The sequence below is a fragment of the Oligoflexus tunisiensis genome (assembly GCF_001748245.1).
GTDB classification, from domain to species: domain Bacteria; phylum Bdellovibrionota_B; class Oligoflexia; order Oligoflexales; family Oligoflexaceae; genus Oligoflexus; species Oligoflexus tunisiensis.
Genome location: NZ_BDFO01000001.1, coordinates 111,740 through 132,289, shown reverse-complemented (window position 1 = coordinate 132,289; position 20,550 = coordinate 111,740). Strand labels below are relative to the sequence as shown.

Annotated in this window: 16 protein-coding genes, 1 tRNA gene and 2 pseudogenes; 3 read left to right on the top strand and 16 right to left on the bottom strand. The window is 46.1% G+C overall.

What is annotated here, in order from left to right; genetic code table 11:
- The first annotated feature begins 24 nt into the window (after nucleotides 1-24).
- Nucleotides 25-1,146: pseudogene (locus tag OLTU_RS00640) on the top strand (IS3 family transposase).
- A 42-nt stretch (nucleotides 1,147-1,188) separates the two neighbouring features.
- Nucleotides 1,189-2,300, top strand: a protein-coding gene (locus tag OLTU_RS00635) for an IS3 family transposase (protein WP_439956666.1) whose coding sequence is annotated in 2 segments (ribosomal slippage) — nucleotides 1,189-1,441 and nucleotides 1,441-2,300 — 1,113 coding nt in all. Because the reading frame shifts where the segments join, the coding sequence is not laid out codon by codon here.
- A 595-nt stretch (nucleotides 2,301-2,895) separates the two neighbouring features.
- Here the strand turns inward: OLTU_RS00635 and OLTU_RS00630 are convergent.
- The 14 genes from OLTU_RS00630 to OLTU_RS00565 are packed head-to-tail and all read right to left on the bottom strand — an operon-like array spanning nucleotide 2,896 to nucleotide 17,217.
- The gene (locus tag OLTU_RS00630) at nucleotides 2,896-4,011 is read right to left on the bottom strand and encodes a glycosyltransferase (protein ID WP_141730828.1); all 1,116 of its coding nucleotides are present in this window, start codon (nucleotides 4,009-4,011) and stop codon (nucleotides 2,896-2,898) included.
- Nucleotides 4,012-4,019: 8 nt separating this feature from the next.
- Entirely contained in the window at nucleotides 4,020-4,982 is a 963-nt protein-coding gene (locus OLTU_RS00625) for a Gfo/Idh/MocA family oxidoreductase (RefSeq protein ID WP_141730827.1), read from the bottom strand.
- Nucleotides 4,967-5,935 (bottom strand): Gfo/Idh/MocA family oxidoreductase, encoded by a 969-nt coding sequence (locus tag OLTU_RS00620; protein ID WP_141730826.1) that lies wholly within the window; start codon nucleotides 5,933-5,935, stop codon nucleotides 4,967-4,969. Before OLTU_RS00620 ends, OLTU_RS00625 begins: the two co-directional genes overlap by 16 nt.
- A gap of 9 nt (nucleotides 5,936-5,944) precedes the next feature.
- Nucleotides 5,945-7,249, bottom strand: coding sequence for a glutamate-1-semialdehyde 2,1-aminomutase (locus tag OLTU_RS00615; protein WP_141730825.1), 1,305 nt, complete (start codon nucleotides 7,247-7,249; stop codon nucleotides 5,945-5,947).
- Nucleotides 7,236-8,021, bottom strand: a complete 786-nt coding sequence (locus OLTU_RS00610; protein WP_141730824.1) for a cytidylyltransferase domain-containing protein — start codon at nucleotides 8,019-8,021, stop codon at nucleotides 7,236-7,238. Before OLTU_RS00610 ends, OLTU_RS00615 begins: the two co-directional genes overlap by 14 nt.
- The gene (locus tag OLTU_RS00605; protein ID WP_176736216.1) at nucleotides 8,018-9,025 is read right to left on the bottom strand and encodes a Gfo/Idh/MocA family protein; all 1,008 of its coding nucleotides are present in this window, start codon (nucleotides 9,023-9,025) and stop codon (nucleotides 8,018-8,020) included. The genes OLTU_RS00610 and OLTU_RS00605 overlap by 4 nt, the downstream gene beginning before the upstream one ends.
- 20 nt (nucleotides 9,026-9,045) lie before the next feature.
- Complete coding sequence (locus OLTU_RS00600) at nucleotides 9,046-9,831, bottom strand: SDR family oxidoreductase (protein WP_141730822.1); 786 nt, start codon at nucleotides 9,829-9,831, stop codon at nucleotides 9,046-9,048.
- 21 nt (nucleotides 9,832-9,852) lie between these two features.
- Entirely contained in the window at nucleotides 9,853-10,488 is a 636-nt protein-coding gene (locus OLTU_RS00595; RefSeq protein WP_141730821.1) for a NeuD/PglB/VioB family sugar acetyltransferase, read from the bottom strand.
- Nucleotides 10,485-11,585, bottom strand: a complete 1,101-nt coding sequence (neuB, locus tag OLTU_RS00590) for an N-acetylneuraminate synthase (RefSeq protein ID WP_141730820.1) — start codon at nucleotides 11,583-11,585, stop codon at nucleotides 10,485-10,487. The genes OLTU_RS00595 and neuB overlap by 4 nt, the downstream gene beginning before the upstream one ends.
- Entirely contained in the window at nucleotides 11,586-12,779 is a 1,194-nt protein-coding gene (gene neuC, locus OLTU_RS00585) for a UDP-N-acetylglucosamine 2-epimerase (protein WP_141730819.1), read from the bottom strand.
- A 4-nt stretch (nucleotides 12,780-12,783) separates the two neighbouring features.
- Nucleotides 12,784-13,785 (bottom strand): SDR family NAD(P)-dependent oxidoreductase, encoded by a 1,002-nt coding sequence (locus tag OLTU_RS00580; RefSeq protein WP_141730818.1) that lies wholly within the window; start codon nucleotides 13,783-13,785, stop codon nucleotides 12,784-12,786.
- Nucleotides 13,782-14,957, bottom strand: a complete 1,176-nt coding sequence (locus OLTU_RS00575) for a nucleotidyltransferase family protein (RefSeq protein ID WP_141730817.1) — start codon at nucleotides 14,955-14,957, stop codon at nucleotides 13,782-13,784. Before OLTU_RS00575 ends, OLTU_RS00580 begins: the two co-directional genes overlap by 4 nt.
- On the bottom strand, nucleotides 14,923-16,095 hold the full coding sequence (locus OLTU_RS00570; protein WP_141730816.1) for a DegT/DnrJ/EryC1/StrS family aminotransferase: 1,173 nt from the start codon (nucleotides 16,093-16,095) through the stop codon (nucleotides 14,923-14,925). The genes OLTU_RS00575 and OLTU_RS00570 overlap by 35 nt, the downstream gene beginning before the upstream one ends.
- A 39-nt stretch (nucleotides 16,096-16,134) precedes the next feature.
- On the bottom strand, nucleotides 16,135-17,217 hold the full coding sequence (locus OLTU_RS00565) for an SDR family oxidoreductase (protein ID WP_218109761.1): 1,083 nt from the start codon (nucleotides 17,215-17,217) through the stop codon (nucleotides 16,135-16,137).
- 1,262 nt (nucleotides 17,218-18,479) lie between these two features.
- Between OLTU_RS00565 and OLTU_RS00560 the strand changes: the two genes are divergently transcribed.
- Nucleotides 18,480-18,556: transfer RNA gene (locus tag OLTU_RS00560), tRNA-Arg, on the top strand.
- A gap of 300 nt (nucleotides 18,557-18,856) precedes the next feature.
- On the opposite strand, the gene OLTU_RS00555 is transcribed toward OLTU_RS00560, so the two are convergent.
- Together OLTU_RS00555 and OLTU_RS32210 are read right to left on the bottom strand one after the other, a co-directional pair.
- Nucleotides 18,857-20,020 (bottom strand): IS4 family transposase, encoded by a 1,164-nt coding sequence (locus OLTU_RS00555; RefSeq protein WP_141730814.1) that lies wholly within the window; start codon nucleotides 20,018-20,020, stop codon nucleotides 18,857-18,859.
- Nucleotides 20,021-20,355: 335 nt separating this feature from the next.
- Nucleotides 20,356-20,550, bottom strand: a pseudogene (locus tag OLTU_RS32210) (hypothetical protein); the annotation flags it as partial.

Genomic DNA, 20,550 nt, shown 5'->3' with positions numbered 1-20,550 from the left:
CACTAAGCACATCAAGGAGATCTCATGAAAAAGAGTCGTTTCACGGAAGAACAAATCATCAAAGCGCTGAAACGCCATGAATCGGGCGAGAAGATCCCAGATCTTTGCCGGGAACTTGGCATTAGCCAACAGGCTTTCTACAAATGGAAGGCCAAATACGGCGGCCTGGACGTCTCCGAAGCCCAGAAGCTGCGAGCGCTCGAAGACGAGAATCGCCGCCTAAAGCAAATTGTCGCTGACCAGGCGCTCGATATCCAAGCCATCAAGTTCCTGCTCGAAAAAAAGTTCTAGGGCCTGACGAGCAGCGTAAGGCCGTCGAGCTTCTGCAAGAAGCCTTCGGCATGAGCCAGCGTCGGGCCTGTAAGGTCGTGGATGCAGACCGATCCACTGTTCGCTACGATAAAAAGCCAACGGATGATTCCCGAGTCCTTCATCGAATGAAGGAACTGCTTTTGGAGCGGCCAAGGTTTGGCTGCCCTCGTGTCCACCTTGTTCTGAAAAGTGAGGGGCTTGTGCGAAATCACAAGCGTACCGAGCGGATCTATTACGGCAATGGATTGCAGTTAAAGAAGCGCAACCCAAGCGTAGGATCTATAAACCGGAAAATCCCCTTCCGCCGTTGGTCGCAGCAAATGCACGCTGGTCGCTGGATTTCGTTCACGACAATCTTGCAAGCGGCAGATCGTTCAGAATTTTAACGATCATCGACGAGTGGTCACGAGAGTGTCCCGCCATGGAGGTCGACACCTCTCTGTCCGGGAACCGGGTGGTCCGCGTGCTCGATCGGTTGAAACAGGAAAGAGGCTTGCCGGAAGAGATTGGTGTGGATCAGGGATCTGAATTCACAAGCAAGGCTCTGACGAAATGGGCTGCTGATAACGGGGTCAAACTGTACCATGCAAGCCCTGGCGATAAAAACGAAAATGCCTTCATAGAGCTTCAATGGTCGACTACGAGACGAATGCTTGAATGTACTGGTTCTCGATGCTCAGGGATGCTCGCAACATCATCGATGACTGGCGCATAGATTACAACGAAAGAAGGCCACATACTTCGTTGGGAGGAATGACTCCTAACCAGTTTGCAAGGGCCAAAGGTTTGAAATTGGTGACGTTGACCCCGAAAAATCCTCCAGCGAAAAGCTGAAAAATCCGCTATAATTCAGCTCTCTTTGACGTGGAGAGATGTATGAAAACGTCCAAGTTTACTGAGGAACAGATTGTCTATGCCCTGCGTCAGGTGGAAGCTGGCGAGGCTGTGGTGGATGTGTGTCGTAAGCTGGGAATTTCGCAGCAGACGTTTTATACCTGGAAGAAAAAGTACGGAGGGCTTGGTTCGACGGAACTCAAGCGAATGCGTTTGCTCGAAGATGAGAATCGCAGGCTCAAGCGCTTGGTGGCTGACCTGAGCCTTGACAAGCATATGCTGCAGGAAGTGATCGAAAAAAAGCTTTGAAGCCTGCAAGGAAGCGGGAGATTGCAGACTTCCTGAAACGTGCCTTCAAGATTTCCGAGAGACGATCCTGCAGTGTTTTGCTCTTCGACCGATCGTGTTGTCGATATCGAGCCCGCCGACGCGATGATACGGCCATCCGGATGCGAATCAGAGATATTGCACAGAGTCGGGTGCGATACGGCTACAATCGCATTTATGTGCTTCTGCGGCGTGAGGGATGGTTGGTAAATCGCAAGAAGGTTCATCGCATATACGTCAGTGAGGGTTTGAGCCTGCGACACCGGAAGTACTACCGTAAGCGTCGTTCCCAGATCCGAATCATTCCTCCGACACCCACAGCTCCCAATCAGCGTTGGTGCATGGATTTTGTTCACGACTCCCTGGCTGACGGAAAAGCCATTCGAATCCTAACAGTCGTCGATACCTTTAGTCGCGAAGCAGTGCTACTTGAATGTGGGCGAAGCATGACCGGAAAACATGTTGCAAATGCTCTTGAAAGGCTGTCTCATGGTCATGGGATGGCCTCATTCATTAACGTCGACAATGGGAGTGAGTTTATCAGCAAAGCCCTCGACGACTGGGCGCATTGGAAAGGTGTGCGGCTGGACTTCTCCCGGCCCGCGAAGCCAACAGACAATCCTTTCATAGAGTCTTTCAATGGAAGGTTTCGAGATGAATGCCTTAATCAATCGGTTTTTGAGAGCCTTGAGGATGCTCGGCATAAGATCGAACAGTGGAGACGTGAGTACAACGAGGATCGCCCACACAGATCTTTAGGTAATAGGACACCCCAGGAATTCCTGAGGGAATTTGACATGAACAGAGCTGAACAAATGCGATTTTAAAGTGCTATTTGGAGGAGTTTTTGGGACCCCCTCAACAAATGCGATTTTAAAGTGCTATTTGGAGGAGTTTTTGGGACCCCCTCATTGGCAGGATAGATTCAATTTAATTCCGGAAGAAATTCAGGGGTATGCTCGCTTACCTTCCTGCCGCTTTCTGCCCAGAAGCGCCCGCCCCTCCACAAACCACATGACTTCCCGCTTGTAATACATGGTCTGCCGACCTTCCCGCCTCAGCCTGGATAGCTCAATTTTTTTATAGTTCGCACAGTTCCAGGGACTGGTTTAACACGACTTCGGTGAGCTGGAGAACCTATAGCTCAAGTTCCCGCTGGCTCGCAGGTTTTATGGGCTTGCCGTTGCGAAGGCTGGCGTGGATACCGACTTCAAGCTGTCTTTTTCCACTTATAGTAGAGTGCACTGAATATTCCGTGCTTATCGAGTCCCTTTTTGAGGCCCATTGCCTGGAATTCCTGAAACATGGCGAACTTCTGTTCAGCTGTGAAAGATCGTCTGGGCTTTTTCCCTGTCGTGGTCATGGTCGAATCCCCCTGGGCTAACATTATAGCGCACTGAAGAATTCGATTCCGTACGAGTATCAGAAATGCACCTCATTAGTTAAGCCGAGTTCACCCAAATCAATATCATAACATCTTAGAATCCCTAAAAAATACGTTTGATACTCGTTGCCACGCTGAGACAAAGTATCCTGCTTTAGCTGTCCAATAGATTTCTTGAGCGCCTGCGCACAGGATTCAACGCTTCCCTGGGTGAAAAGAAGGCCCACAGATTCATCATTGATGATCTCCCTGCAACCGCCAACATCAGAAGCAACAAGGTAACAACCCGCAGCACGCCCCTCCAGCAAAGTATATGGATATCCTTCAAACCTGGACGTCATCACGAGGACATCAACTCGTGCCAAAAACTCTGAAACACGATCATCTTCAGCTTCAAAATTTATACGATTATGCAAACGGCTATTATGAACGAGGCATTTGAGTTCCTCTTGGAGTTCACCGCCTCCTTTGATAACCGCTGAAAAGGAGATGCCAGTCAACTCATATAAGCGAATCAAAGAATGGACAAAAAGTTGGGGATCCTTTTGGTAGGCAAGCCTTCCCAAAAAACCAAACACAGGCATGATGTTAGGGACTCTCGCTTGCGGCGTGAAGTCTAAGAGCTCATTATGTATTGTTTGCACTTTCCCTTGAGGATCGCCAAGGAGGTCCACATAACGTCCATAGTCGAAACCAGAAACACAAACAATAGCATCGCACATCCAGTACGCGAACCTTTCGGCTATCATGTATAAGAGTCGTGGCAGTAGAGGAATTTGTCTTTGAAAGCTTACTCCATGCACGGAGAAAATAATGCGCCTTACGCCAGAAAGTTTTCCTGCAATACGACCTAAAATCCCTGCTTTGGAACTATGTATATGCAAGACATCAATATCTTGCTTCCGTAAAAATCTTATGAGCCACATGACGAACAGAATGTCATATAAAGGCGCAATGCGGGCTTTAAAGAGTGAGCTGTGGACGTAGGGGATTCCGCTTTTCAACAGCTCATCAACTAGCCAGCCTTGCTTTTCGCTCGAGAGAGCCATCACTTTGAACCCACTACCATGGAGTTTCAAAGCCAAATCTCGGACGTTCCGAGTCGCTCCCCCAATTTCAGGCCTAGTAATCATAAGCAAAACACGCTTATTCATCGTCCGGACTACTCTGCAACCATTTTTTCAAACCAATTCAGCTGTTCGATATGCTCCCGAATAGACAACAGCTGGGAAGACTCTTTATAAAATTCTTCAACCTGATTATAAAAACCAGGTTTGAATTCTTTATCAATGCTGTCGTCCAAAACAACATCGGAAACCGCTACGGAGCCCAGCATCTGCACTTGCAACTTTTCCAAAGGTCGAAAAATGAATCGACGCTTTCTGGTCATCACTTCGATACTCCAACGGCCTGCTGAAATCCAGTTCGCCTGATAACTAAAGAGACCGCCTTGCTTGGTACGCCCGGCACCTGCAAATACTGCAGATTTGTTGTGCCAGGAAATTTCATTCTGACCACTAATGAAAGAATGAATTTCAATAGGCAAACCACCAAGATAGAATGCTAAGTCAACAACATGGGATGAATTAGCCAGAAACCAGTTCTTTTTCACTGTTTCAGATAACGGAAGTTTATCGATCTCATGTGTCCACTCCGTAAATTCAAAATGAAAAGACTGAACGCCTCCATCTTCAGCAATCAACTGGCGGGCCGCCCGGACTGAAACATAATGACGCCTATTATACGCTACATACAAGGATGCTCCGTGCCGCTCCGCAAGAGCGGCGAGGCCTCGGATGTCGTTGTGATTCAAGCCTGCCGGCTTTTCAACAAGAAGACGCTTAACACCCCATTCCAGGAGCATTTCGCTAGCTGGAGCCAGTTGGTCAATATTCACACTGACAATTGCATTGGGTGGCGCATTTTTGTGGTGCGTTTGAAAGGCTCTTAGTCCTAAGTAGGGTTCCACGTTGGTCGCAGCTTGAAACTCCCGGGCAGATTTTTCACCTCGCCCTATCACGGAGAAGGATTTTTCCATTTTTCTTAAGATACGAGCATATTCAATGGCTATGATGCCAGCCCCCATGATGATGGTATGGGAGTTGGGATTTATGTTATTGGACATCGGTCAAGGGCCTCAGTTGAAAATTGAGTAAAATGTTGCATGAGAGCCTCGATAAACGACAGATGCAAGCTAGTGGACTCAGCATAACTGGTCAACTCGCAGGTATCGCGAGTCAACAGGTCTTCAGCGAATTTCTTACTAAGCTGACTCTGATACAAGGTCTGAAACCTGACAAGTTCCTCCTGTTCCTGGCCTTGCCGCTTCACTTTGCAAAGACCCTGAGACTCGACAATAGACCAGTGTGAATGCGTAGCCTGTATGTCGATTTCAAGGTCCGCTTGAAGTGAATCTTCGCAAGCTATTGTCAACTGCATGCCAGATTCATACTCAATACCTAAAGAACCGTTGACTTCCAAAAAACCAGTTCTCTTGGATTCAATGAATCCCGCATGGAGCTGGTCGCCATGTATTTTTTTAAGGCTGGTTCGACCTAGATAGGCCATCAAATCTATGAAGTGAATCCCGTTGCAGGCTAACCCCCAACCTTTGCCTTTTACGGAGACTTTTTGCAATGGATCTGAAGCGAAATTTTTGAAAAGTTCTTGATAGAATGGGTACATACGGCGTGGGCAGTTGACAAAGCATTTTGCCCCGGCTTTTTCTATGCGCGCGCCTATGTCGTAGTATTCATGAACAGATTGAAAAAGAATTTTTTCAAGTATCAGAAACTCAACATGGGCATGATCGAGAAGGGACCGGACAACGCCGGCCCGGATATCTGCATTTGTTGCCACTACAACCAAGTCCAGTTGCCTTGGCAAATCTTCAACTCTATGTATGTAAGAAACTGGCACGCCATGCTTTGGGGAATCTTCAAGAATGCTGCGGCACCTTTGCAAAGAAGGTTCGTACGAGTCCAGAGCAAATAGCTTGCAGCTACCTGATAAATCTACCAAAGACTGTAAGTGTCGAGAGCCTAGCATACCACATCCGACAACTGCGATATTTTTCATTTGAAGCTCTCAGTTGTACTTTCTAAATACGGGTTTGACTGCTTTGCCAATGAGGAACTGATCTGTGCCGCTCTCCAAAGCGTTTTTAACAACTCTCAGGGATTTCTCAGCTGCTGCGATTGTCATGTCGATTTCCTCTTCTCCGTGCGAAAGGCTCAGAGCAATCCAAGGCATAAGCACACCATTCTTAACCATCTCCTGCATAAAAAGAGTGCGAAGCGACATTGAAACTGCGCCATCCGCATCCTTTACCAAGTAGGCCGGACTACACGCCGGACCTTCTACAGAAAATTGCTCGCTAATTCCCAAATCCCTAGCAACTCCATTAAGGCCTCTTTTCAGGCGTTCACCCTGGTTCCAAAGATGGCTTGTCACGTCCAATTCTTTGTACACTCGCAAGGTTTCTCTAAACGCTCCCAGACCACACATTTCGGCACCGTGAGTAGTCGAAACAAGGAAAACCCTCTCCTGGTCGTGATGAATGCCGCCAATTTCCATAATGTCTCGACGCCCAGCAACAGCTGCTACTGAAAAGCCATTGGCCATGCCTTTACCAAAAGTTTTCAAATCTGGCATTACGCCGTAGTAGTCCGAAGCACCCTTCAGTGACCAACGAAATCCCGTAATCATTTCGTCAAGAATTACCAAGCTTTTGTTCTGGTGAGCTACTGCGATGAGTTCACTAAGAAAACCCTGCATTGGCTCAACACTTGTCGCCGGCTCCAGGATAACACACGCGATTTGGTTACCATATTGCGCGAAAGCAGCTTTGACAGAAGAGATATCGTTGAAGTTGAATCGAAGAGTAAAATTTCTACTACTCTCTGGAACTCCACGACTGACTTCAGTGTCACCGATAAACCAGTCATCAAAGGAGAAAAAAGGGTGCTGCCCGCAACGCAATATATAGTTTTTTCCTGTATACGCTCGGGCGAGTTTCACAGCGGCGGATACAGCATTGGATCCATTTTTAGCAAATTTAACCATATCGCAGCCAGGAATCGTCTCGCAGAATTCCTTTGCAGCTAGGACTTCTGTTTCTGTTGCGCGAGTGAGGTTGTTTCCCTTACGAATCTCCTGAATGGCTGCTTCCGAAACTCTATCATAGTCGTAACCAATTGTGATGCTTCGTAAAGCCATGCCATAATCAAGGAATCTCCTGTTATCTACATCCCAAACATAGGCACCGCTCCCGCGGTGGAGGACCTTTGGAGCATTTTCGGGGAACTGATCGTCACCCCGTGAGTAAGTATGGGCTCCACCTGGAATATATCGGTGAGCCTCTTGGTTCAGAATGCTGTTATTTTCTTGCATGACTTCCCTCTGCACTTGAGTCTTCCTGATCCAGTTGATTCAAGAAATTTTCCCAGTATTTAGAGTCCGTACCATCGACAAGTTCGTAAAGTCTCTTCTCGATTACACAGCGAACTATTTCGGCGTCATTCGCGGTAAGGAACCCGACGCCTAATTCATTGATAATTGCTTTGAAGAAGCGGGCATCCTCTTCATAGTCAAGAGTGAACCGCAAGTCTACAGGTGCTGCAGGTACGGTATGAACCAGATCCACCGTCTGCACTATGCTATCGTCGAAAATTCGACTCCATCCTGTTTCCAAAACCTTCAAGCCGTAGTTCTGAAGCTGGGAGTTTAGAAAAATTCGAGAAAACCCCGCGACATTCATTCCAAGCGGTAGTCCACAGGTCTTTAGATAGTTCTCACCTTTCTGTAGACCAGCTTCCACGACGGAAACTGCATGTGGAGAACAAGCGATATCGTCTCCATCGACACAGATTACACCACTGGCATCGAAATGATCGATAGCTTGGGATAACCGCCGAGGAATATTATTCGAATCCCCGAAAAAAACATCAATCTTAAGATCCGTAGCTATATCTTTTAGGATTGCATTTTCTTCTTCAATTGTTGAGGCAATAACATATCGACAGTTTGCACCAAGTACTTTCTGCTGGGTTACCAGACGCAGAACAAGCCACTCCAGAAAAGTCTTACCATGGGCTTCGATGAGATGCTTACGCCTAAGACGTTTTGACCCAAGACGAACGGGAATTGCGCAAATTACGGTCATAAGGATACCCTTGCTCCTCTATAGGCCGACTCTTCGATACCCCTTAAGATGGACAATACCTTTTGATCTTCCCGCAGCGTGTTGCGGAACTTAGCTGCTTTCAGGCAGGATTGAAGAAACTCGTTGACTTCCTCAACATACATGCGTTCGGAGATATTCTGATTGTAGCCGCTTGCTGCTTGATAACGAGGATAGTCCAAGACTTCCCACCTTTGTTCTCGACCATAATACACTTTGATCGCACTGTCGTTCCAGTCCCATGTCAGTTGCGCCTCAGTTCCAACAATGGTCATTTGCCGTGTTGCAAAACGGGAAATGACATCCACAACCATAGTTCCGATAATTCCATCGTGCAGGATCAGGAATGTGAAGGTATCATCGATGTCCTCAGCACCTGGGATAGAACTAGTTTTCAGAACTTCAGCCGAGACAGCTTTCGGCCAGCCAAAGCATTTTACAAGCCATGATAGCTCGAAAGGAACAATCTCTCTGGCCCCACCTGTTTCACGACGTGAGACGTAATAGTCTTGGACATGTTCATACGGGTGCCAGTCAGGTAGGTATTGGCCGCTGTGGTAGATATAATTAGTAATGCGTCCTAGCTTGCCACTTGAAACCGTCTCAATAATCTTCTGAATCGCGGGATGGAAAAGCAATGTTGCAGAAGGAGCCGCGACCAATCCTTTTCTATCGGCTGCTTCACCAATCTGGCCAAGCGAACCGTCTATCACACTCGCCTCAACAAAAAAGTGAATACCGGCTTCTACACAAATCTTCATATATTCTTCATGCATATGAGGAGGTGTTGAGATTATCGCATATTGAAATCCGGAGAGATCCAATTCGGACAAAGAACTTACAGTTTTCACTCTGTAATTTTTCTCAACCTCTGCACGACGATCCTCACGAGGATCCAATCCAATGATATCGGTAAATCCCAATTCACTGAGACAGCGGATACGACGTTTCCCCATTGATCCGAGCCCGAAAACTATTCCATGCATGACAAGTCCTTCGTTAACATTTATATTGCAAGCCATCCGCCATCAACTGGGAGATTGACTCCGCTAACATATGAAGACAGATCAGAAACGAGAAAAAGCAATGGACCTACCACATCATCAACCTCTGCCATTCTTCTCATCGGGACCTTATTGCTATACCGTTCGACAAAGGTAGGAGCCTGACCATTCCGGACACCACCGGGGCAAATAGCATTCACTCGAATTCCATGTGGGCCCAAATAGGACGATAAATACCTAGTCAAATTCGAAATGCCTCCTTTTATAGCTGCATAGCCTGCAGGCATGGTCATTTCGGAGCCCTCATAGACAGAAAAATCGGGGCCAGTCATTCCATAAATCGAACTGAAATTGATTATGTTCCCATAACCCTGTTTCATCATGTGCTTCGAAAATCTTTGACACATGAGAAAATAGCTATTGAGATGTGCATCAATGTTTTTACGAAAAGAATTGATGTCAATATCTTCGAATATTGCACCCCAATCCGTTGTTCGGGGATAATGGCAATTGATTAAGCAATCAATATGACCAAAGCGATCAACAATAGTTTGGATAGCCTTATCTACATCCTGCTCGGATAGCAGATCACAATCGCTGAGAAGCTGTAAGCGCGATGGAGATGAGGATCTGTCCAGTGAATAGGAAAGATTCTCTAAGCTCTCACCATTTGTATCAATTAATGCTAGAGAGGCCCCTGCATCGTACATTTTTCGACAAGCTGCTGAACCAATAAGTCCAGCTGCACCAGTGTATACTATGACCTTGTTGCTTAGATCAATATTCATAGGCCTTCCAAAGTTCGTGAATCATAAACGCTTTTGTAGTTTGGCTGGTACACCCCACCACGTGGATGACTCCACATCAATAGGTCTGGTGACGACTGCCCCTGCACCAACCACAACAGAGGCTGCAATTTGAATACCCTGGATAACTTTCGCGCCAATACCAATATGAGTCCACTCGCCAATAGATACGTTTCCTGATAAAGTCGATCCTGGCGCTATATGGACGCCTTGATGGATATGACAGTCGTGGTCTACGATAGAACCACTGTTTACGATGGCATGCGGCTCGATCCTCGCGGAAGTACCCACCAAAGCACCCATGGCAACGAACACTCCAGGATTCAGCAAGGCTGATGGAGCAATATAAGCGCGCGGATGAACAACCGAAACGAATCGACTCCTGAAAACATGGAATTTCTCGATTACTTTGCGACGAATTTCCGGATACCCAACTGACCCCACACCCAGAATGATACCGGCATCAGCCTCCATCAAAATCTGCGGATGTTTGTGAAGGAAGGTCTCCTCAATGACGTCACCATCGGTTGGTAATTTTTGCGTCTCGTGGATGATGAAGGTAACACTATAACCGAGCAGCCGAGCTGCTTCAGCCACCACTTTCGCGTGCCCCCCATGTCCAATAACAAAAAGTCTCATAGAAAATCTTCTGCTTCACCAAGAACTTCGTCCTGGGCAATGGAGGAGCGACTCATTTTATCCAAAAGCTGCCAATAGCGATAAGGGCTAACTCCCGTGCCAGGACGCTTTAAAGTTAAATTTTCAGGAGTAAAACATTCACCAACTGAAATATCCTGCGCGGCGACAATACTACGCCGCGCCGCGTGTCTATTCATCATCTCGGCTTGGGATGGCACTTTGCGGTTACCAGACAGAGCTGCTTCTACATCGCGAATACCGCAAACCAAATCCTTCAATTCGCCAGGGTTTAGGGACGCGCGATGATCTGGTCCTTTCATTTCCTTATCCAGAGTGAAATGCTTTTCGATGACAATCGCACCCAAGGCTCGCGCAGCCATCGACACAGCCAAGCCTTCTGTATGATCGGAATATCCATAGTTAAGGCCAAATATTTGACCCATTTGCGGCATTAAACTGAGGCGAGCCACAGAAGGCGCTGCTGGATACTCTGAAGTACATTGCATAATCGTAACGTTCTTTTGCAGTACTTCAAATCCTTCGTCCGATACGTAGGCTTCCAGCAAATCGCCTGGGGAAGGTCGTGACGTAGACGAATTCAGCAGACCAAATGCAAGGACACCTAATGCCTGTTCAATTTCTCCAAGAGTTGCCATTCCTGTTGATATGATTATCGGTAGACCGAACCGAGCCATATGCAAAAGTAGAGGAGCGTTAGTTATCTCTCCCGAAGGGACTTTGATACGCTTTATCCCAATTTCGTTAACTAGGAATGAAACGCTGTCTGCATCGAACGCTGTCGAAAGAAACTCAATATTTGAAGCTTTGCACAGACTAGCTAGATAAAAGTGGTCTTCACGGTTCAATTCCAGCTTCTTAAGCATCTCATATTGAGTTTCCTCGCTACCAGTCGCCTTTTTTTGATATTGAGCCTTGTGAGCCTGCTTGGTAACAATATTGTCTGCTTTAAAAGTCTGGAATTTTACGATATCTGCCCCACTTGCGACGGCGACTTCCACCAACTTTTCCGCCAGCTCAATACTACCGTTGTGGTTCACCCCAGCTTCCGCGATAATCGTCGATTTTTGATTGCGCATTCACATATCCTTCGCAGGCAAATTCTCAAAAGCAACATCAAAAAATGGCTTAGGCATCGATCGCTGAAATTCAATATTTCTAAGAATGCTTAATGTTTTTTTACTAAAATCACCAAGGCCGTACGGCGCTCTTTCATTTAAATCGGTTGAGCGCCAGTTCTGCCTGACAGCTTTCTTGACCATCGCAACGATCGCTTCTCTCTGATACGGCACATCGTAAATCGATGGGGTTCGCAATCGTCCTTTCTGCCGATCGCCTATGTTAATTGTTGGCGTTCCGGCAAAAGGGGCTTCAATAATTCCACTCGATGAATTTCCCACAACGGCATCGACGACCTTGATAGCGTTAAGGTAACGTCTGTGGCCCAAGGATGCAGACAAATAGGTTCGATGGGAACGCTGTTCGCAAAATTTATCCAACATGGCGTTGATCCGCCGTCCGCACTCATCAGCATTGGATTTCGTTATGATGAGACTATATTCTTCCAACTCGTCCAAAGCTGCAAAAAGTTCTGCCAATTGATCTTCAACGCTAAGAGTGGAAAGTGTTTCAGGATGGAATGTTACGAGAAGTGAAGGTGCCTGCGGCAGGCCAAGCTCTGCAAGGAAGGCCTCTTTGGACAGAAAATCAAACCGGACCAAATTCTCCACTCCAGGCGCCCCGACGTTGAAAACACGCTCAGGATCCTCTCCCATTTGTATAACGCGCTTCCTATAAACCTCAGAAGAAGTGAAATGAAAATGGCTCATTTTAGTAATTGCATGGCGGATCGATTCGTCAATAGCTCCTTCAGTGATCTCACCTCCATGAACGTGCGCTACAGGAATCTTAAGCAACATGGCAGCCGAACACGACGCAAAAATCTCAAATCGATCTCCCAGCACAACTATCAGGTCAGGCTGAAGGCGATTGAAACTATCGACAAATCCAATCATCCCGAGACCGGCTGACTTGGCGACACTCGTGTTGCTGTCTCCCGACAGCAACATCTCTATCTTTTCATGAATGCCAAAGCCATCGGCTTCGATGGCCCTATATGTCAGACCAAATTCAGGCGACAGATGCATTCCAGTGGCAATGATCTGCAATTCGAAAGCGGTATCAGCTTTCAACTCTTTCAAGAGCCAGAAAAGGAGGCCATATTCGGCCCTTGACCCTGTCACAACACAAATTTTCTTTGATTTCTTTCCCATTATTCTATCTATGATAGAAGGTGGACTGATTCAGCCACTCGCTTTTCTTCATCCAGTCAGCAACTTTTACTATGCCTTCCTCAAGGGTGACTTTGGGCGACCAGGAAGTCACTTGCCGGAGCTTTGAGGCATCAGCCAGAAGGCGCTCGACCTCACTTTCTTTTGGTCGAAAGCGAATGCTCTCCTGGTTGAAAGTAAATTCACGCCCGAGTAAACGACCGATCAGAAGAGTCACGTCGCGAATACTGACTTCACGACCGGAACCAGCGTTATAAACCTGACCCAAAATAGATTCGTCCTGAGCCAGGGCTACGGCCAAAAATGCATTGACTGTATCACTGACAAAATTGAAATCTCGAGTGGGATCAAGACTTCCTAATCGAATTTCTGTTTCGCCGGCTACAGCCTGCGCAATGATTGTAGGAATCACAGCTCTCAAACTTTGTCGGGGGCCATACGTGTTAAATGGCCTCAGAGTGACCGCCGGCAGTTCAAATGAGCGGAAGAACGAATCTATCATCATATCGGCGCCAATCTTGCTAGCGGAATAAGGCGACTGTCCTTGCAAGGGATGCGCTTCCGTAATCGGGACGAATAGAGCAGTTCCATATACTTCGCTAGTCGAAGTATGGATCAGTCTTTCTACTTTATGCTTGAGACAAGCCAGTGCGACGTTTGTGGTGCCCGAAATATTTGTATCAATGTAGCTCTTGGGAGCCACGTACGAAAAAGGTATGGCAATTAAAGCCGCCAGATGAAATACTGTGTTATGCTCCTGAATTGTTGCATCCATGAAGAATTGGTCTCGAATATCACCCAATATCAGCTTCAGATTCGATGGACACTCAGCCGCATAGTGGTTCAACCAGCCATAGCTTCCATTGGAATTGTACTGGCATAATGCTGTAACCTGGACTCCAAGTCCCACCAGTGTTTCAACCAAATGACTACCAATGAATCCGTCGGAACCAGTGACATAAACGCGGCCTAAATCGCGTTGTTTCATATTGAATCATCTCCAAAATAGGTTTGGTACTCTTGGTTGGCCTTATGAAAATCATCTGGCTGCCCGATATCCATCCAATACTCATGCATCAAAAAAGGAACCACCTTAGAACCATTGCGAATTGATTTGTGGATGAGATCCGGCATATCAAGATACTCATTGTCTTTAACCATTTTACAGATGGATGGATTTAGCACATAAATACCGGCATTCACAAAATGCGTGTAACGAGGTTTTTCCACGATTTGTCGAACGGCCTTTTCAGAGATATCGACAACACCGTAGGGAACCATAACTTCATAAGGTCTTATTGCACAGGTAATATCTGCAGCTTCATCCAGATGATGGTGTACTAGACGGTTCAAGGGAACAGTAGTCAATACATCTGCATTACCCACAACTAGCGGTTCTTTCAATGTATCGGGGATAAGCCCAATTGCACCTGCTGTTCCAAGCCTTTTAGATTCTCTTAGAATTTGTATGTTAATCCCTTGATACTGCGCACTAGCTAAGTGTTCTTCTATCAGCTGAGACATGTAGTTAACGGCTACAAAAAAATTCCGAATTCCTGACCTAACGGCATGCGTTATAAGCGTCTCAATGACAGGCTTATCGCCTACCATAGCCAAGGGTTTGGGTCGATCATTTACAACCGACTTCAAACGCGTCCCGAGACCACCGGCAAGGATAAGCATATGATTTGGAAGCCTAACCTTTTGGTTGGAATCCCACTTGTTCTCTTCGAGCGGAGTTTCTCGCTTTTCATGTAACGCCAGGACGAATATATCTGCCAACCGTCCGCTGTGATCCAGCAGAGGGATTTCTCTGATACCATACTCTCGCGCAATCTCTATCAGATCGCCGGAATCCGACTCGACAAATGCCGAGATCGGATCCTTCTGTGACCATTCCATCACATTGTCTTCGAGGCTGCCGCCCATGAGCAAAGCACGCCGCACATCGCTATCTGTCACAATTGCAACAAGCTCTCCCTTATCACCCAAAATGCATGAGATAAAAGCACCTGAGCGCGAAATAGCTGATAGCGCGTCCTTTATGGTCGCTGTCGGTGAAATAACAGTATCACGCCACTTGGAAAAATACCGATATGCGAAATCTGAACTCATATCTCCTCCGCTAACTGAGACCTTTAACAACGGCAGCACTAACATCGGCAATCACCTCAAGACTCAAGTTTGGACTTGAAGGTAGAGAGATAGTTCGTTCCCATATTGATTCAGCATGTGGAAAGGACCTAATTTCAATGCCGGGAGCCCTGAAAGCAGGTTGAAGATGCAAGGGTGTCCACAAAGGTCTGGCTCCCATTTTGGACGCCAAAAGCGACTTTAAACAATTCGCTTTGTCATTCTTATCGTCAAATACAATATTCACAAGCCAGTTGTTTTGCTTACAACCACTTTCCGAATAGACAAGAACGCGGCTTTCTACCCCCTTTAAACATTCCTGGTAAGATTCATAAATACGTTGTTTCTTCTTGAGGTTTTCACTCATTCGTGAAAGTTGTGAACACCCCATCGCGGCTAGTACATTGACAAGTCGGAAGTTAAATCCTACTTCATCATGGACGTAATTCAATCCATCTGTTTTCGCAGTGGTGCTGAGATGCTTTGCCAACTTGGCGAATTCATGGTCATCAGTCAAGATCATCCCGCCGCCACCAGTCGTTAGTATCTTGTTACCGTTGAAACTGAGAGCTGAGGCAATACCTGAGCGTCCCGCGTGATTCCCAGTAAGGCTAAAGGTTCCCAATGCTTCTGCTGCATCTTCAACGACGGCGAGTTTATTGTTCAATGAAAATGCCTTCAACTCATCCTGCCAAGGCGCCCACCCCATCACATGGACAGGTAGATAAGCGAGTAGAGGAAACCCAGATATCCTAGAAATCCATAGCTGGCGTTTGTCGTCAAAACGGTAGTTCTCTTTCAGAAACCTTTCGACTTCGCCAGGATGAATATTAAAGGAATGGGGTGATGCATCCAAAAAAATTGGATCGCCACCAGCATGAACAACAGCGTTAGCCGTAGCGATAAAAGTCAGAGTAGGCACAAGCACTTCGAATCGATCAAAGCGCTGCAATTCTTTTAACCTTTTCAAGGTATAGAGCATCAACTGGATAGCAGTTGTTCCGTTGGTCGTCGATACCGCGAAACGTGCCCCAGTAAAAGCAGCTATCTCCTTTTCAAATCGATCAACAAAGGGACCTCCCGTCGATACCCAGGTCGACCTTAGGGCCTCCAGAACTAGTGCCTCATCGGCGTCGTCAAAATAGGGTTCATGCAGTGGGATCATTTTCTCATTACCCGGTATTCAGATTTCAATTGTTACGATTTAACGCTCTATATTATCAACCCGTCGGAGGTTTGATTCGTCCTGGATTGAACTAAACCATTTAGTTGTCTCATTCAGACCCTCTTTGAGGTCGAGCACGGGCTGATAGCCCAACATTTTGCTGGCTTTCGTAATGTCTGCTGCCGACTTTTCAATATCTCCTTTGCGTCTTTCAAGATAAATTGGCTCTGAAAGAAGCGAGCGCTGGCCGCCATTTGATTTAACACTTTGCCGAATCATTTGAAAAAGGTCGCTCAATTTAAGCTCTTTACCAAGACCAATGTTAAAAACTTGACCAGCGCAGGATTTGTCAACAAAAGCGGCCATCAAATTAGCGTGAACAACGTTTGACACATGCAAGAAATCCCTAGTCTGCGTACCGTCACCATAGATAAAAACCGATTCACCGCGAGACATATCTTCTATCCATTTAGGAATCACGGCGGCATAGGGTCCAGCAGGGTTTTGTCTACGACCGAATACGTTGAAATAGCGAAGACCGATCAGTTCCAGTCCATACGTCTTGTAAAACGCTTCCGCATAGAGTTCTGACGCGGCTTTACTGGCTGCATAAGGGGAAATGGGTCGCGGCATCTCCGCCTCCGATAGAGGTAGATTTCCGCTTTCTCCATACACAGAGCTGGAAGAAGCATAGACAATGCGATTCACACCCTGTTCCATACTCGCTTGCATAAGGTTGAGAAAACCAGAAACATTGACCTGATGGGTGAGTATGGGGTGGTTTATCGAGAAGGGTACAGAGCTGATAGCAGCCTGATGTAGCAGAAAATTGACACCTTCCAAGGCTGTTTTACAGTCCGAAAAGGAACGGATATCGCCCTCGATAATCTTAAAGTTTGACCAAAATGAACCGACCGACCTTTCCACTTCTTTAAGATTTTCGACAAGGCCAGTTGAAAAGTTGTCCAGACCTATAACTGTTTGGTCCAGTTTGAGGAGGGTTTCGAGGATATGCGATCCAATAAAACCAGCGACCCCCGTTACAAGCCATTTATAGCGCCGATTTTGCATTGCTTTGATATAGTCAAATTGGAGCATTAGGGCATCTCTTTTAGCTAGCACGATCGATAGCGCCAGTAAGGATATTGCAAGAAATTGCGAGTTTCCAATACTAAGCAGATTATCGAGGTCTTGAACGAATTGCTAGGGGATTTATAGTGCCATCATGACATGTAATTCATGAGTCATTTATGTTTCCTGACTCACTCCATCTGGTTGTTTTGTAGGTAGGGATTACGTCATTCTTTTTTACATATATTAATTCTTTCAGAACTTCGTCTCAAGTGTGCTAGGAATAAATGGCACATTACTTACACAAGAAGCCGCTTGCGCGTGACATGGATGGCTTGATTGAGGACACTGGTTCTTCACTGGCTGCGGAAGGAGTGAGACTGATTTGCCGTTGACCCTCTCGGCCGTGTAATTCTCAGATCCTACCAGGGAGCCGAGACTGACGCATGGGGTGCCGTCAAAGAAAATTGTAACGCAATTTACCGGAGTTTTTCGCCTTGTGCTGAAATTGCGTAGAATTGAAAAACAAGCCAGCCAAATATTCAGTTGTATATCCTAGCCGCTAATTCACAGGATTGAGACGTAGAGACGTACAATGAATATAAAGAGCCACCCGCTCTTGGAATAAGACTTCATGCTAGAGACTCCGATCCGGTTAATACTAAATGCTATCTCTTCCCGTGCTCGATGGGCCGGGGATATTCTCAGGGGCAAATGTTATTGCCTTTTTATAGGGAAGGTGATGAACCACCCATTCTAAAGCCCAAGTTCTTTGATGGACTCTCGATTCACAACGCAGAAATACTAGTGCCGTTTTGGATAGGCTGAAACGCAAGCTGAAATTACTTTATATGCACGAGAGAAGGTTCTTGGGCAGCAAGGATACTTTATGACATGAAAGCAAGGCGCAATTTAAATTGGTTTTTCTCTTTCTCATGTCGATGGTGATGTTGATCGCATTGATTCTGGCTTACAACTCGATTTAATCTTCACTTCGTTTGACTCATGCCTTGACAATAGGTCCATGAAAATTTCATTTTCGTGCTGATTTCGCCGATAGGATCACTTGTAATGCCACCCTCCAAAAATCCGCATAAAATTTCACTCGGACGAAAATTCTATTCGGGTCGTTAATCCATTTTTGGATAAAAATTCCGGACGAAGATCACAAAAGTGGCATACCCCCCCGTAAACTAACTCGCGACATGCAGTTAGCTGAACTAATCGAGATTTTTTGAAGAGAAGCCAAGAACCTGTGATTTTTAACTTGTAACCTTTGGAGAGATCATCTATAAGATGGCCTCTGCTCGATTGCACCCGTAGTTCAGTTGGATAGAATACCAGACTACGAATCTGGGGGTCGGAGGTTCGAATCCTTCCGGGTGCGCCATTTTACATCATAGCCCGAATCCCCGAAACATTCCGTCAGTTCCGCATCCCATCACCAGCGCACTTTTGCGGCTCTCCACGAATCATGGCAATGGCGTTCGGTTTAGACTTCGTGCCTGAATCTATGTCATTCGGATCTTGACCCACTTTCCAATTGGCCTCCTGGACTTTCTTTCGTAACTTCTGTTGGGTCTAAAACGCTGCCTATATCGACCGACTCGAATGAACAAGGCTGAAAAACATTCAATTAGGCGCTTCTTTCCTGCGGCGAAAAGAATTGGCAATTGGTCACGGATGCTTATCAAGCAATTCTTGAAATTGACGCGAAACGGTTCGCACGTGGTTCGTTCTTTTTTTTAATATAGCGCTTTTTTCGGAAGCTTTTTTCGGCTAAAGGCAAGTTTGATTCAATTTCATTCGAAAATATTCTACCCAAAGTTATCAAAAGCATTTGCGCGAATATCTCTTGTTTTACTGACGACTCACATCGTCCATGGAAAGTCTCTATTTCCGTAACCCGCTTCAAAGTTTTGAAAAGATCCTCTATGTCCCATCGTTTTGCGTACAGATCCATCAGCCGATCTGGCGAATAGGCGTCCTTGTCCAGCAAAGTTGTCACCAAATAATATAGATTTCCTTTGATTCTGTATTTTACAAGACGGAGACGAATGCGATCCAACTGCCTTAATCTCAGTCTGGCCTTTACACGTCTCGTGTATCGTGAGCTATCCGGCTTTATGTCAATTTCATTGTCCATCGTGCGACGCTCAATAAGCTTCTGGAGTCGACCCATGTTCCCTTTACTTTTTATTCTAAAAACAGCATGAATGCCTCGCGCTATGTGCTCTTTTGCCAAGTCGTAACTGAAATAACCTCGGTCATAGACGACCACGTCTCCTGCCTTTAGATAATCGAGATGCAGAGGAACACATATGCGCTCACTCATGAGTGGCTCAAGCTGGAAATCGTATGGGATCTTTGATGCGAGATCAAACAAGCAACTTAATAATCCTTGTGGATAATGGCACGACTTATTCGACGGCATGTACCCATTCTCTTTGAGTTCTACTGGGAGATTGATTTTACTGGCATCAATCGCAAATATGCGGTGTCCAAGCCACTTATTGCTTTCGCCGCGGCCCTGCATGTATGCTTCAATAATTTCACAATGGATATCTCGAAAGACTTTGGGGTTTAATTTGGATCGCGCTTCAGAAAAGGATGAAGCTGATATTGGCTTTGAAGAGCGGAGTCTGGGAATAGCGAACTGCACTGCAGGCCAAAGTGAAGAAATGCTCGAGCTATAGCCTTGCCTAGAAAATGATATGCGAAGAAGAATTAGAATGAGAAGAAAAGAATCAACCTTGCGTTTTCTTACTATCCACTCTTTGTCATACCGGGATGCAATCTTTCGGACGATAGCGGAAATACTATTCCAGAGCCTTGCGAATTGATCATCGTCCATGATTAGAATTCTCCAACTTGTGATAATAGAGTCACTTGAAGGAGTCTATCCCATCATTTTATCAACTTTAATAGGAGGTTATATTCATAACCGAATGCCATTGCAAATCGTAGTGGGTCCATCTCTGGAGCCCTTTACCGGCACATGTTCAAAACCCTGAGTCGATAGTTTTTGAACTTCTTAGAACCCTAATAGGGCTGATGGTAAGCCTTGGCAAGTGCTTTCGGAAAACAATACCCAGCCAATCCTTCGAGCGCTGAATATAGCGGAGTCGTCACCTGCTTTCATGTCCTTCAACTCAGCAAATGCTTTTCAAATGATATTGCAGCTCTCCATCAATCTGAAGAAACCCTTAAAACCCGAGAGTAAAAATCTGAGAGAGTTTTCATTCCCATTTCTAATGTTGTTTCGCGAAGGCTGCAATTTTTTGCCATGGTCTCATATTCACCATGCCAAGAAAATGGCGGCATGCTGATTGTTGAAGGAATTTCGTGCGTGGCTCGATGTTTGAATATGTCCTGGAGAGCTTG